This is a genomic window from Pseudomonas fluorescens (assembly GCF_004683905.1).
GTDB classification, from domain to species: domain Bacteria; phylum Pseudomonadota; class Gammaproteobacteria; order Pseudomonadales; family Pseudomonadaceae; genus Aquipseudomonas; species Aquipseudomonas putida_A.
In genome coordinates, this window is the sequence record NZ_CP038438.1 from 2,432,877 (window position 1) to 2,447,387 (window position 14,511).

Annotated in this window: 12 protein-coding genes and 2 pseudogenes; 13 read left to right on the forward strand and 1 reads right to left on the reverse strand. The window is 59.2% G+C overall.

Annotation, left to right across the window (positions count from 1 at the left end; genetic code table 11):
* Positions 1–136: 136 nt before the first annotated feature.
* From E4T63_RS10935 to E4T63_RS10985, 11 genes and pseudogenes are all read left to right on the forward strand, one after another.
* Positions 137–1,678, forward strand: coding sequence for an FAD/NAD(P)-binding protein (locus tag E4T63_RS10935; RefSeq protein ID WP_081730309.1), 1,542 nt, complete (start codon positions 137–139; stop codon positions 1,676–1,678).
* A complete protein-coding gene (locus E4T63_RS10940) occupies positions 1,675–2,886 on the forward strand; it encodes an MFS transporter (RefSeq protein WP_134786016.1) in 1,212 nt (403 codons plus the stop codon). Before E4T63_RS10935 ends, E4T63_RS10940 begins: the two co-directional genes overlap by 4 nt.
* Positions 2,887–2,933: 47 nt before the next feature.
* Positions 2,934–4,127, forward strand: a pseudogene (locus E4T63_RS10945) (pyridoxal phosphate-dependent aminotransferase); the annotation flags it as partial.
* Between the two features lie 209 nt (positions 4,128–4,336).
* Positions 4,337–5,116: a YqcI/YcgG family protein gene (locus tag E4T63_RS10950; protein WP_135295451.1), complete on the forward strand. Its 780-nt coding sequence runs from the start codon at positions 4,337–4,339 to the stop codon at positions 5,114–5,116.
* Positions 5,116–5,955 (forward strand): arginase family protein, encoded by an 840-nt coding sequence (locus E4T63_RS10955; RefSeq protein WP_049827968.1) that lies wholly within the window; start codon positions 5,116–5,118, stop codon positions 5,953–5,955. The genes E4T63_RS10950 and E4T63_RS10955 overlap by 1 nt, the downstream gene beginning before the upstream one ends.
* Entirely contained in the window at positions 5,948–6,805 is an 858-nt protein-coding gene (gene dapF / locus E4T63_RS10960) for a diaminopimelate epimerase (RefSeq protein ID WP_167797070.1), read from the forward strand. Before E4T63_RS10955 ends, dapF begins: the two co-directional genes overlap by 8 nt.
* On the forward strand, positions 6,792–7,754 hold the full coding sequence (gene cysK / locus E4T63_RS10965) for a cysteine synthase A (RefSeq protein WP_135295452.1): 963 nt from the start codon (positions 6,792–6,794) through the stop codon (positions 7,752–7,754). The genes dapF and cysK overlap by 14 nt, the downstream gene beginning before the upstream one ends.
* 48 nt (positions 7,755–7,802) lie before the next feature.
* Positions 7,803–8,954 (forward strand): homoserine O-acetyltransferase MetX, encoded by a 1,152-nt coding sequence (gene metX, locus E4T63_RS10970; RefSeq protein WP_135295453.1) that lies wholly within the window; start codon positions 7,803–7,805, stop codon positions 8,952–8,954.
* Positions 8,941–9,684, forward strand: coding sequence for an SDR family oxidoreductase (locus E4T63_RS10975; RefSeq protein WP_027614694.1), 744 nt, complete (start codon positions 8,941–8,943; stop codon positions 9,682–9,684). The genes metX and E4T63_RS10975 overlap by 14 nt, the downstream gene beginning before the upstream one ends.
* A 48-nt stretch (positions 9,685–9,732) precedes the next feature.
* Complete coding sequence (locus E4T63_RS10980) at positions 9,733–10,647, forward strand: ATP-grasp domain-containing protein (protein ID WP_135295454.1); 915 nt, start codon at positions 9,733–9,735, stop codon at positions 10,645–10,647.
* A 108-nt stretch (positions 10,648–10,755) separates the two neighbouring features.
* The gene (locus E4T63_RS10985) at positions 10,756–11,346 is read left to right on the forward strand and encodes an NUDIX domain-containing protein (protein ID WP_096795624.1); all 591 of its coding nucleotides are present in this window, start codon (positions 10,756–10,758) and stop codon (positions 11,344–11,346) included.
* A 127-nt stretch (positions 11,347–11,473) separates the two neighbouring features.
* On the opposite strand, the gene E4T63_RS10990 is transcribed toward E4T63_RS10985, so the two are convergent.
* Positions 11,474–11,989 (reverse strand): methylated-DNA--[protein]-cysteine S-methyltransferase, encoded by a 516-nt coding sequence (locus E4T63_RS10990; protein ID WP_135295455.1) that lies wholly within the window; start codon positions 11,987–11,989, stop codon positions 11,474–11,476.
* 150 nt (positions 11,990–12,139) lie between these two features.
* On the opposite strand from E4T63_RS10990, the gene ggt reads away from it, so the two are divergent.
* Together ggt and E4T63_RS11000 are read left to right on the forward strand one after the other, a co-directional pair.
* Positions 12,140–13,867, forward strand: a complete 1,728-nt coding sequence (gene ggt, locus E4T63_RS10995; protein WP_098968174.1) for a gamma-glutamyltransferase — start codon at positions 12,140–12,142, stop codon at positions 13,865–13,867.
* Between the two features lie 69 nt (positions 13,868–13,936).
* A pseudogene (locus E4T63_RS11000) lies at positions 13,937–14,471 on the forward strand (cysteine hydrolase family protein).
* Positions 14,472–14,511 lie beyond the last annotated feature (40 nt).

The window sequence follows — 14,511 nt, forward strand, 5'->3', positions numbered from 1 at the left end:
AAAATCCATTTAATGGATCTTCATCTTAGCGCGGCATACAAATACGCTCAACGCCGCTCAAGCTAACGCGTTGAGGGGTGGCGCGCGAGTCATTGGGGTCAAGAGAAACTGGATTGGTATAGGGATATCGTCGGCAATGACTGCTTTTGAAAAACTGTCAACACTCAATAAGACTAATCATCGCGAGCCGCAACTAAAGATTGCGATAGTCGGAGGGGGTGCAACAGCGATTAGTGTAATTGATGCGTTGCAGCGCGACGTTAAGCTGAAAAATATGGATGTTGCAATTACCCTCTATGAGCCTGACAAGAAAATAGGTCCAGGTCGCGCTTATCAAAACGATGGTGATTATGGATTGATTAATCGCCAGGCCCGCTTCATGTCCGTGAAAAGTGACGATCCCCGGCACTTTGTAGGATGGGTCACTCATAAATATGGAAGTGCACTGGCGCAACTTGATTTCTTGCCCCGTCACTATTTTGGTGAGTACCTGTCCGATTGTTTTGCCGAGCAAGTGGCGCTGGCGCGCGACCTCAAGCGGCCGATTCGGGTGATCGGGCAAAAGGTCACCAGCCTGACAATGCACGATGACAAAGCAGTCGTCGGTGTCGAAAACGGGCCGCAACAAGTGTTCGACCGGGTGATTCTGTGCATCGGTACCGCTGAACCGGCGGATATCTTCTCGTTGGCCTGCTCCCAAAACTACATCGGCAATCCGTATCCGATGTGGACCAAGTTTTCCGCGATTGGCGGCGACGATCAGGTGGCGATCATTGGTTCCAGCCTCTCCGCTGTCGATGCAGTCCTGGCCCTGAATGCCCAGGGACACCGCGGCAAGATCGTCATGCTGTCGCGCAATGCGCTGCTGCCAGCGGTGCGCATGCCGCATCACGACTTCACTTACAAGGTCATCACCCGCGAACGCATCGAAGAGCTGCGTGATGAAGCGGGGATGATCTCCTGGTCGAAATGGCTTGGCCTGATCACCTTCGAACTGACAGCCCAAGGCGTGGATCTGGAGAAGCTCAAGGCTGAACTGGCGCCAGGTCAACTGCCGTTCGAGCGGCTGGAGCGCCATCTTCAGGCGTCGGCCCGCGGCGAAAAGTGGCTGTCCATCCTGATTGATATTGCCAACGACTACGTCGAGCTGGCCTGGGACAGCCTGAGTGCGGGCGATCGCAGTTATTACATGGCCAACTATCACTCGATTTTCATGAGCCTGTGCAACCCGATGCCTCCGGCAACGGCCAACAAGTTGCGCAACATGCTCGAATCCGGGCACCTCGTGATTCGTCCTGGCCTGAAGGGCGTGGAACTGAGTCCCGGTGGCGGTTTCGTCCTGAATTACCAGGCAGGCGCCTGTCATGCCGACTGGGTCATCAACGCCACGCGATCTGAAACCGGTGGTGTCGGGCAGACCGGTACCGAGCTGGTGTCTTCGATGGTCAACAATGGCGTCGCTCAGCACCATCCGTTTGGTGGCCTGCACGTGTCATTCGGTTCGCACAAGGTCATCGACCGCAGTGGCAAGGCCAGCGACGCTATTTATGCCTTGGGCCAACTGGCTGCCGGTAACCATTACTACACCAGTTCACTGGCCATGATCACACGTCAGATCGATCGGGTTCTGCCGCATTTGCTGACGACTGATCAATACCTCAAGGAGCTTTCTGCGTGAAATCCAGCCGCCCCGGAATCCTGTTACCTGCAGCGTTGTTGTCGGCTGTAATCGTGCCGCAGCTCGGACTCGGCCTGATGACGCCCACCGTTGCAAAACTGGCGGAGGAGTTTCGAGTCCCCCATGAGGCGATTCAGGAAACGTTTGTTGTTTACATGATCGGGTATGCGTTGTCCGTGGTATTGGCGGGGATTCTTGCCGATCGTATCGGAGCCCGTCGCGTACAGATTTCGGGGTTGCTGATTTGTGCTGCCGGGTGCCTGCTTGCAGCGTTCTCGGACTCCTTTTACCTGTTTGCGGTTGCGCGTTTCATGCAGGCCCTCGGAGGGTGTGTAGGGACCGTAACCACCAGGCTGATCGTGAAATCCGATTATCCGGAAAGCAAGCGCCTGCGAATTCTCACCACCCTTGCCTCGGCGATAGCGCTCACGCCGTGTATCGCACCGTTGCTCGGCGGCATGCTGTTACCTTCGCTGGGATGGCGCTGGATGATGGGCGGCGTGGGGATGTTCAATCTCGCGGCATTGGTGCTTTTCTGGCAGGTCGACACCTCCCCGGGGGCATCGGATTCGACGGGGCGCAGCATCATTGCCGTTTATGCCGCCAACTTCAGAAATGCGGATTATCTGGCTTATGCCGCCGGCATCAGTCTGGTGTGGATGAGTTACTTCGTGTTCCTGTCCTGTTCGACTTATGCGTTGCAGACGGAACTGGGCATGTCCAGCTTGGGTTACGGCGCGGTGATCTCCCTGTGCGCCGTCGGTTATGTGATTGGCAGTACGTTGGCGCGAGCATTGAGCGCCAGGTGGGCGTTGAACGAGATCCTGCTGCTTGGAAGCAGGGTAGGCATGGCCGGGTGCATGTTGCTGGGCATTCTGCTGTCGGTGTTTGGCAGTGTGCTGCCGGCGCTGCTGATTCCGATGGTGTTCATTCTGTTGTCGGTCGGGATGGTGATTCCCGCGACTCAGGCCGGGCTATTGAAGAGTGTCAGTCGCGATATCGGTATTTCCTCCGGGCAGTTTTTCTTTTTCCAGATGGCGGCGGGGGCCGGTTACGGTTTGCTGGTCAGTTCCTTTTCCGAACTGGGCGTTCGTGGCCTGGCACTGTTTATCGCCATTCCGATTGTCGTGTTGTTCGTTTTCCTGAATATGTCGCGGGCACTGTCGAAGTCCCCGGAAGAACAGTTGAAGGCAGTTTCTCGGACCTGAGTTTGCTGTTGCTGCGACCCTGATAAAAAAAACAAGGATGTGTAGTCGTGCAGTATCTGAAATCGCTGAAGTTGAACAGTGTGTGTTATGACATTCGTGGCCCGGCACTGGAGCAGGCCAGAAAGATGGAGGAGGACGGCCAGCGCATTCTCAAGTTGAATATCGGCAATCCCGCGCCCTTCGGTTTCGAGGCGCCCGACGAGATACTCCAGGATGTGATCCGTAACTTGCCGACGGCGCAAGGTTACAGTGACTCCAAAGGCTTGTTCAGCGCCCGCAAGGCCGTCATGCAGTACTGTCAGCAGAAGCAGATCGAGGGCGTCGGCGTCGACGATATCTACCTGGGCAATGGCGTCTCCGAGCTCATTGTGATGTCACTGCAGGCGCTGCTGAACAACCGCGACGAAGTGCTGGTGCCTGCTCCGGATTATCCGTTGTGGACCGCCGCGGTGAGTCTTGCCGGGGGCAATGCGGTGCACTACAGGTGCGACGAGCAGCAGGACTGGTGGCCGGACCTCGATGACATACGGGCCAAAATCACCCCCAGCACCCGAGCGCTGGTGATCATCAACCCCAACAATCCCACCGGTGCGGTGTATCCGCGAGACGTGCTGCTGGGAATGCTGGAGATCGCGCGCCAGTACAATCTGGTGGTGTTCTCCGACGAGATCTACGACAAGATTCTCTACGACGAAGCTGTGCACATCAGCACCGCCTCGCTGGCGCCGGACCTGCTGTGCCTGACCTTCAACGGGTTGTCCAAGTCGTACCGGGTGGCCGGGTTCCGCTCCGGCTGGCTGGTGATTTCCGGGCCGAAGCAGCATGCCGCCGGCTACATCGAAGGCATCGACATGCTGGCGAACATGCGCCTGTGCGCCAACGTTCCGGCCCAGCATGCGATCCAGACCGCGCTGGGGGGTTATCAGAGTATCAATGACCTGGTCTTGCCTCAGGGGCGTCTGCTCGAACAGCGCAACCGGGTGCATGAACTGCTCAACGCTATTCCTGGCGTCAGTTGCGTCAAGCCGATGGGCGCGCTGTACGCATTTCCAAGGATCGATCCGAAAATTTGCCCGATCAAGGATGACGAGAAGTTTGTCCTCGAGCTGTTGATGTCGGAAAGGCTGCTGGTGGTTCAGGGAACCGCGTTCAACTGGCCCGCGCCCGACCATTTCCGCGTGGTCACGTTGCCGGCATTGCCGGACATCGAAGACGCGATGGCGCGGATTCATCGATTCATCAGCAGCAGGTCAGTCAACAACCTGAGCGTTCGTCGAGTGGCGAATAACGCCCGGGACCTGTGGCCGGTCTTCTGATTCCAGACGCAGATCAAGTAAGCAAGTTGTCATGCCTGACGTAAGTTCGTGGCAGGTGTGACAGCGCAAAGTGCCAGACGGCTGGATGCCACACTCGGCCATCTCTCTAAGTTGTGCAGCATAAAGGAATGAGTATGCGGAACTTTGATGCGCAGGTTTCTTATCGGGTCATGCTTTCTCAGGATGAAGTCAATCATCATGGGGCCGGTTGGGAGAAAGAGGCCTTGAATGAACTGGAAGAGCGACTTGGAGCAGGGTCCGACTTTCCCTGCATCTTTTCCAAGAATGCATTCAAGAAGTCTTCGATCAAGTTTGTATTTGTCGACACTTTGGATGCTCAAGGGCTGGCGAAACTGGCTGAAGGGTTAAAAGAGTATGTAACGCTTTCCAGAACATGGAGTGGTTCAATCGAAGACGCTTATCCGCTCATCGTGTTCTTTTCAACCGATGCGATATCGGCGAGTACCGCGCAGGAGTATCAGGCCGCCGGGTGGGGCGTGCTGCAGAGCCTGCACTGGCTGGATGAAAGCCCGTGGCCGGACAGCGTCGATGTCGACCCGGAGTCACCGTTCTGGTCGATGTGCTTCGCGGGAATGCAACTGTTTGTGAATATGAGTTCTCCCGCACACAAACTTCGCAAGAGCAGAAACCTCGGGTCGAGATTTGCGTTGGTGATTAATCCGCGTGAACGCTTCGATGTATTTGCCGGCGATACCGTGGGCGGACGTAATGTTCGCGCCAATATTCGCAAACGCATCCTTAAATATGATTCGGTGCCCCACGCCTTGCAATTGGGCGGCTTCGGCTCTGACGCCAAAGAGTGGTGGCAATACGGTTTGATTGAAGAAAATGCAGAGCGCACGGATGTTTGCCCGTTCAAACATTCCAGCCATGAAAATAAAGAGGAAGCCTGATGTTCAAGTTGATTGTATCCAACGGCAGAGTGGCAGACCGCACGGCATTTACCCGTATCGGCGCGTTGAAGGCCGCGTCGGCACTTGAAGCAAAGTACGGTGTAGCGCCGCTGTATATCGGTGACGGCAGCTGCGAGCCGGCGGCCGATGACTGGACAGTCAGTCTGCCGGCAGGACGTGAGCAGATCGATTCGCTGCATCGCGCCGTGGCCTGTGCGGTAGAGGAGCAGCAACTCACAGTGGTCATCAACGGCACCTGCCCGGCCAGCCTGGGCAGCGTACCTGCGGTTGCCAGACATTACCCGGACCTTTGTCTGGTGTGGGTTGATGCCCATGGTGACTTCAATATTCCGACGACCACTGACACGGGCTACCTGGGCGGGATGGTGGTGTCGGCATTATGTGGCCTCTGGGACAGCGGCTGTGGCGCCGGCGTGCGTGCGGAGAACGTCATTCTGGTCGGCGCGCGTGACATCGACGGGCAAGAGCAGCGTCTGCTGAGCGCCAATAATGTGCGCACGCTTTCCCCGCAGCAGGCAACCGCCGAAGCGGTGCGCAGCGCGATCGGCCAATCGAAGGTCTGGGTGCACATCGATTGGGACTCTCTTGAGCCTGGCTACGTTCCCGCCGACTACGCAGTGCCTGACGGTCTGCTGCCGCAACAGCTCGCGGCGATCCTGGGGGCGATTCCGCTGGAGCAGATCGTCGGCCTGGAAATCGCCGAGTTCAACGCCTCCTGCGATGCGGCGACGGCACAGCGTGCGACCCAGTGCATCATCGATATCGTTGACCCGCTCCTGTCCAAGGCGTGTCTTGAGGCGAGTGTGTGTCATGCATAAACCGCCTGCTGCTGCCCGGCTGCGTTTCAGCAAGATGCACGGTGCGGGCAATGACATGATCATTCTCGATCTGCGTGATGCGCAGGATCCGTCGCGCGAATTGTGCAAGTACCTGGCTAACCGCCATAAAGGTATCGGCGCCGATATGGTCCTGGGCGTCAAGGCGGCGCGCAATCCATCGTCCGTGGCCTCGTTCGATATCTGGACGGCGCAGGGCGAGTCCTCCCGGCAATGCGGCAACGGCGCGCGGTGTGTCGCCGCATGGCTGGTTCGGGCAGGCCTGACGGAGGCGTCCGAGTTCACCCTCGACAGTCCCTCCGGTACCCACCGGGTCCGGGTCATGGAGGACGGCAACTATCAGATCAGCATGGGCGCACCGAATTTCTCGCCCGCCGCCATCCCGGTGTTCGGCTTCGACCAGGCGCAGTCGGCTTATCAACTCGAACTCGCCGGGCAACACCTGGCGTGTTCGGCGGTATCGATGGGCAACCCGCATGCGGTGATCGAAGCCGAACGTGATCAGTATGAGATTCCAGCTGTCGGCAGCGCCCTGCAAAACTCCGGGTATTTCTCCCCTGACGTCAACGTCGGGTTTGTACAGCTGCAATCGCGCAACAGGATAAAACTCAAGGTCTACGAATTCGGCGCAGGCGAGACGCTGGCCTGCGGCAGCGGTGCCTGCGCGGCGGTCGCGGTGCTGGCGCGGGCCGGGCGGGTCGACCGCTCGGTCGATGTCGAACTGCCCGGCGGAACCCTTGAAGTGACATGGGAGAGTGACTTGTCCGCGATGTACCTCTCCGGCCCTGCTGAATTCGTATTTGATGGAGAACTCGCTCATGCCGTTGTATGAAAGCATTCTGGACACGATCGGCCGTACGCCAATCGTCAAGCTGCAAAGGCTCGCCCCGGAACACGTCAGCATTTATGTGAAGGTCGAGTCGTTCAACCCCGGCGGTTCGGTCAAGGACCGGCTGGCGCTGGCGGTGGTACTCGACGCCGAAGCCAGAGGCCTGTTGAAGCCTGGCGATACGATCGCCGAATGCACCTCCGGCAACGTCGGCATTGCGCTGGCGATGGTTGCCGCGGCGCGCGGCTATAACTTCGTGGCGATCATGTCCGACAGTTACTCGATCGAACGGCGCAAGCTGATTCGTGCCTATGGCGGCAAGGTTCTGCTGTTTCCTGCTCATCTGGGCAGCAGCGGCGGCAACCAGATTGCCGATGAACTGGCGCAGAAGTTTGGCTGGTTCAGATCGCGACAATTCGATAACCCGGCCAACCCTTCCTATCACCGCGAAACCACCGCCACCGAAATCCTCGGTGATTTTGCCGGTAAACGCCTGGACTACTTTGTCACCGGTTTCGGCACCAGCGGCACACTGACCGGCGTTGGCCAGATGCTGCGAGTCGCGCGACCTGCGGTGCAGATCGTTGCCGCAGAACCGGAAAATGCTGCGTTGCTGTCGGGCGGCACCTGGGGCGTGCACCAGATTCAGGGACTCGCGCCCAACTTCACGCCGACCATCATGGACAAGACCGTCATCGATAAAATCCTGACCGTGAACGAGTACGAGGCGCGCGACACTTCGCAGCGCCTGGCCAGGGAGGAGGGGATCTTCGTCGGCATTTCTTCGGGCGCCTCGGTCGCCGCAGCGTTGAAGGTTGCCGAGACCGCAGCGGCCGGTTCGGTGCTGCTGGCCATGTTGCCGGATACCGGTGAACGTTATCTCTCGACGTTCCTGATGGACGGCATCGCCGAAGGTTCCGACGATGACTGGTTGCAGTCGCTCGAGCCGTAACAGGCAACCGGTTACTTGGCGAAGCAGGCGCTCTAAGGGATTAGCATCATGGTGGAAACTCTTCCGGCAGCAGATTACATCGAGTTCGCGCGCCCGTTTCCAATGCATCGTGGAGGTGTACTGGAAGCTTTCAGGCTGACGTATGAGACGTTCGGGCAACTGAATGATCGTCGCGACAACATCGTCCTGGTGCTGCCCGGCATGTCCGCCAACAGCCACGTTTGCAGTGTCGCCCGCGATCCTGAGGCGGGCTGGTGGGAGGACTTTGCCGGTTCAGGCAAGCCGATCGATACAGACCGCTGGTATGTGATCTGTTTCAACTATCTGGGGGGGTGCAAGGGCTCGACGGGGCCGCTGTCCACTGAGCGGGCGAGTGGCAGGCCTTACCAGTCGCGCTTTCCCGAGCTGAGCATCGAAGACATCGTCGACACGATCGTCATGGCCGTGAAAGCGCTGGGCATGGCGCAAGTGACCTGCCTGATCGGCGCTTCGATGGGTGGCATGTGTGCGCTGGCCCTGTTGACCCGGCATCCGGGGTTTGTCCGGCATCACATCAACCTGTGCGGCGCGGCCAGTTCGCTTCCCGTGTCCACAGCCTTGCGTTCATTGCAGCGGGAAGCCATCCGCAGTGATCCGCTGTGGGCCGGTGGCGAGTATTCGCCGGATGCGCGCCCGATCCATGGCATGACGCTGGCTCGCAAGATCGGCCTGTTGAGTTATCGCTCCGGCGCGCAATTGAATCGCCGTTTCAGCCGCAGCGATCAGGCGGCGGGGAAATCCGCCGGCATGACCCACGACTTTGAAGTCGAGGATTATCTGCAGGCCAATGCCTGGCGATTCGCGCGGGATTTCGACCCCAACAGTTATCTGCAGCTAAGCCGCGCAATTGATCTTTATGCCTGTCTGACGCCGCTGCAGGGCGGTTTTCAGACTGCCGGGCTGGAGCAGGTTCTGGTGGTCGGCGTCGAGAGCGACACGCTGTTTCCTGTTGCGCAACAGCAGCACATCGCTCAAGGGCTCGAGCAGGATGGTGCCGAGGTGACCTTTGTCCGGCTCGATTGCCCGGACGGCCACGACGCCTTTCTGACCGATCTGCGGGCGTTCGGGCCACTGCTGGAACATTTCATGAATCGTATTGGTTCCGTCCTCCCTGCGGGCAGGGCGGAGCGTTGTCTGGAGTTGCACGATGAACGATTTTGACAAGGTTGCATTGGTGACCGGTGCCAACCGTGGCATCGGTTTCGAGGTGGCGCGACAACTGGCCGCCGAGGGCGTGACGGTGGTGCTCAGTGGCAGGAATTATCAGGCTGTCGCTCAGGCGGCCGACGAGTTGGTCGGCATGGGCCTGAAGGCGTTCCCGTGCCTGCTGGATGTCACGGATGAAGACAGCATCGCCTCGGCGGTCAAATTGCTGGAGGCGAAGTTCGGCCGACTGGATATCCTGATCAATAACGCTGCGATCCGTATCGAATCCTACGGGTTGAACCCTTCGCAACAACCACTTCAACAGTGGCGCCAGACGTTTGAAACCAACCTGTTCGGCATGGTCGCGGTGACCCAGCATTGTCTGCCGCTGATTCGCCAGTCTGCGGCCGGGCGCATCGTCAACGTATCCAGTCTGCTGGCATCGCTCACCACCCATACGGACGTCGATTCCTACGCCTATTCACCGATGTTCAAATCCTTGCCGGGCTACAGCGCCAGTAAAAGCGGGGTGAATTCGTGGACGGTTCATCTGGCTTACGAGCTTCGCGATACGCCCGTCAAGGTCAATGCCGTGCACCCCGGTTACACCAAAACCGGCATGAATGACGGCGCCGGTGATCTCGATGTGCAGGAAGGCGCGCGGACCAGTGTCGCTCTGGCATTGATCGGTGCCGATGGCCCCACGGGCACTTACCGCCATCAGGACCGCGTGATTCCCTGGTGAGTCGTCGCTGTTTTTCTGCTTCCAACTGTCCAGTAGAAAGGATTCTTCATGATTAAGCTTGCACTCGTCACCGATAAGCCGAACCTGCACATTGACTACGACATGCCGCCATTGCTGGAAGCCTGCAAGCAACTGTCGATCAACGCCGATGTGTGCTTCTGGGACGATCCGTCAGTCGATTGGGCGGCGTATACCGCCGTATTGATCCGTTCACCGTGGGACTGCATCGAAAACCTCGCCGAATTCTTTGCCTGGTGCGACAAGGTGCATGCACTGACCTGCCTGTTGAACGTGCCGTCCGTGGCCCGGTGGGGCTTGAACAAGTTGTACCTGAAGGACATTGCTGCGCGCGGCGTGCCGATTATTCCGAGTGTGTTCCTGGCGCCCGACGACGCTCCCGAGGGTTATCTGGCTGACTTCCTCGACGCGAACACCGACAGCCACGAATTTGTCGTCAAACCGACGATCGGCTCGTATTCGCGCGGAGTGAAAAGATTTGTCCGCGGCGGTTCCCAGGCCGCGCTGGCGCACATTCGCGCGCTGCAAAAGCGCGGTTCGCATGTGATCATTCAGCCGTACATCACCACCATCGACACTTACGGCGAGACGGACCTGACCTTCTTCGATAACACCTTCAGCCATTCCATCCGCAAGGGCGCCATGCTCATGGCGGACGGTACGGTGAACGTGCCAACCCCCGAATTTCGCCAGCCGCGCGAGGCGGATGCCGAGGAGCAGGCGGTGGCGCTATCGGCGCTGGTGGCTTCTGCCGAGGTGCTCGGGCTTGAGCTGCCGTTGCTCTACGGCCGGGTCGACGTGATCCGCGACTATGACGGTCGGCCGATGATCATGGAAATGGAGATCTGCGAGCCTTCGCTTAACCTGCCGTTTCGCGCCGACAGTGCGCTGAACCTGATCAAGGGCGTGCTCAAGCGCATCGACCGGCACCTGGTCGATCTCTGACAACCTCCGCGAACGCCAGTAAACAAGCCCGACAGCATTGCCGGGCTTTTTTTGTGCGCGCGATTATTCGACTATGGGCGTTTTCCGATGGCACAAGGAACAGGCGTCATGACCAAGACAGCCGAGCGGGTCAACATTGTCGATACTCAGGTGTTGTCCCACGACTGGTATCTGTTGCAGAAAATCACCTTCGACTATCTACGCAACAACGGTGACTGGCAGCGGCAGACTCGCGAAGTCTACGACCGTGGCAATGGCGCGGCGATTCTGTTGTTCAACCGCGAAAAGCGCACGGTGGTGCTGACCCGCCAATTTCGCTTGCCGGTGTTCGTCAACGGCCACGACGGCTTGTTGATCGAAGTGGCGGCGGGGCTGCTGGAAGGTGCGGCGCCGGAACAGCGGATCCGCGACGAGGCCGAAGAGGAAACCGGTTACCGCGTGCATGAGGTGAAGAAGGTCTTCGAGGCCTACATGAGCCCCGGCTCGGTGACCGAGAAGCTGCACTTTTTTATCGCCGAATACGACGCGAAGTCGAAGGTCAGCGAGGGCGGCGGCCTGGAAGAGGAAACCGAAGAACTGGAAGTGCTGGAGTGGCGCTTCGATGAGGCACTGGCGGCGTTTCAGCGCGGCGAGATCTGCGACGCCAAGACCATCATGCTGCTGCAATACGCGGCGATGAATAACCTTTTCGACAGCTGATTCAACGCCAATCCATTGTGGCGAGGGAGCTTACTCCCGCTGGGCTGCGCAGCGGCCCCAGGTTTTTGCCCGTGCTGCGCACTGGAGCGGGAGCAAGCGCCCTCGCCACACAATGGCATTTACGGGGTTAAAACAGGTCGCCTGTTCTACCGACATCAGACCAGTCCCCGCCCTCCAGCGTCAGCAACCGCTCCTTGGCCTCAAGCCCACCCGCAAACCCGGTCAACTTCCCCGACGCGCCGATCACCCGATGACACGGCGCCACAATCGAGATCGGGTTACGCCCATTCGCCGCTCCCACCGCGCGCACGGCTGTCGGATTACCGATCTGCTCGGCGATCTGGCTGTAAGTGCGGGTTTCGCCAAACGGAATGGTCAGCAACGCCGCCCAGACCTTTTTCTGAAAATCGGTGCCGACAAAATCCAGCTCCAGATCGAAGCGATCACGCTTGCCGGCAAAATATTCTTCAAGCTGCTGCGCGGTTCGCTGCAGCAGCGGATTGTCCGGCGCTTCGCTCATCGGCCCGAGGCGCACCCGGCCCGGTTTGTCGTTTTCCCAGAGGATGGCCGCCAGTCGTGAGCCGTTCGCCACCAGCTTCAATTCGCCGACCGGTGAGGGCAGGGTGATGAACGTGTACGACATGGGCAGAACTCCGGATCGGTACGGCGAAAGCGCCCAGCATACTGCCTGAGCGGGGAGGCGCAAATCGCAATAGCGACCATACTGCTTGGTGCTTTTGCTGCGTTCCCCTCTGTTCTGCACAGAACCCGAAAACAAAAAAGAGATCGACTCATGAAGTACGAACCTTTGGCCAAAACGCTGATTGCGACGTCACTGGCACTGAGCTGCCTCATGGCCCACGCCGCTTCCGTAGCACCGGTTGCCGCCGAAAACGGCATGGTGGTCACCGCTCAACACTTGGCCTCGCATGTCGGTGTCGATGTGTTGAAAAACGGCGGTAACGCGGTGGATGCGGCGGTCGCTGTGGGCTATGCGCTGGCGGTGGTGTATCCCGCCGCAGGCAACCTCGGCGGTGGCGGTTTCATGACCATTCAACTGGCGGACGGGCGCAAGACCTTCCTCGACTTCCGCGAAAAAGCCCCGCTGGCGGCGACTGCCAACATGTATCTGGACAAGGACGGCAACGTCGTTCCGGATCTGAGCACCCGTGGTCACCTCGCCGTGGCGGTGCCGGGCACCGTGTCGGGCATGGAGCTGGCGCTGAGCAAGTACGGCACTAAACCGCGCAAGGAGATGATCGCGCCGGCGATCAAACTGGCTGAGGACGGTTTCGAACTGGAGCAGGGCGACGTCGATCTGCTGGACTACGCAACCGATGTGTTCAAGAAGGACATGCGTGATTCCGGCTCGATCTTCCTGCACAACGGCGAGCCGATGCAGGTCGGGCAGAAACTGGTGCAGAAGGATCTGGCGAAAACCCTGCGCACCATTTCCGAAAAAGGCGCTGACGGTTTCTATAAAGGCTGGGTGGCCGACGCCATTGTCACGTCCAGTCAGGCCAACAAGGGCATCATCACCCAGGCCGACCTCGACAAATACAAGACCCGCGAACTGGCCCCGGTGGAGTGCGATTACCGTGGCTACCATGTGGTTTCGGCGCCACCGCCAAGCTCCGGCGGGGTGGTGATCTGCGAGATCATGAACATTCTTGAAGGCTATCCGATGAAGGATCTGGGCTTCCATTCGGCCCAAGGCATGCACTACCAGATCGAAGCGATGCGTCACGCTTACGTGGACCGCAACAGCTATCTGGGTGACCCGGATTTTGTGAAGAACCCGATCGAGCATCTGCTGGACAAGAACTACGCGACCAAGCTGCGCAACGCGATCCAGCCGCAGAAGGCCGGGATCTCCGCCGAACTGAAACCCGGCGTCGCGCCGCATGAAGGCAACAACACCACGCACTATTCGATTGTCGACAAGTGGGGCAACGCGGTGTCGGTGACTTACACCCTCAACGACTGGTTCGGCGCCGGGGTGATGGCGAGCAAGACCGGGGTGATCCTCAATGACGAGATGGACGACTTCACCTCCAAGGTCGGTGTGCCGAACATGTACGGTCTGGTGCAGGGCGAGGCCAATGCCATCGCTCCGGGCAAAACCCCGCTGTCGTCGATGAGCCCGACCATCGTCACCAAGGACGGCAAAGTGGTGATGGTGGTTGGTACGCCGGGTGGCAGCCGCATCATCACCGCGACCTTGCTGACCATGCTCAACGTCATCGACTACGGCATGGGCCTGCAGGAAGCGGTCGACGCGCCACGCTTCCACCAGCAATGGATGCCGGAAGAAACCAACCTCGAAGACTTCGCCGCCAGCCCGGATACGAAGAAGATCCTCGAGAGCTGGGGCCACAAGTTCGCCGGGCCGCAGGATGCCAACCACATCGCCGCGATCTTGGTCGGCGCGCCGTCGCTGGGCGGTAAACCGGTGGGCAAAAACCGTTTCTACGGGGCCAACGATCCACGGCGCAATACCGGGTTGTCATTGGGTTATTGAGCGGCGTAAAAAGGGCGGCGGGGCTTGGCTCCGCCCCCTGTCTCAAGGATCGATCAAGGAAGGCCCATCATGTCTAGCGCATTGCTGATCATCGACGTCCAACAGGCTCTCTGTTCGGGCGAGTATCAGTGCTTCGACATCCACCGTGTGATCGACACCATTAACCAGCTCAGCACGCGTGCGCGCAAGACTGGCGTGCCGGTGGTGCTGATACAGCATGAAGAAAAGGACAGTCCTTTGGCCTACAGTGCCGAAGGCTGGCAACTCGCCGACGGCCTGCTGACGACGGAGCAAGACCTGCGCGTACGCAAAACCACCCCGGATTCGTTCTATCAGACCGAGCTGGGCAAACTGCTGCCCAGCGAAGACTTCGAACGCCTGATCATTTGCGGCCTGCAGACCGACTACTGCGTCAACGCCACCGTGCGCCAGGCCCATCAACGGGGTTACGACGTGGTGCTCGTGGCGGACGCCCATTCCACCGTGAACGACAGCACGATGAGCGCCGAAGACATCATCGCCGAACACAACAAGGACCTGGCGCACCTGACGGGCGCCACGGCCCGTGGTCGACGTCAAACCCGCAGCCGAGATCACTTTCTAAAACCAGCGCATACCCCTGTGGGAGCGAGCTTGCTCGCGAA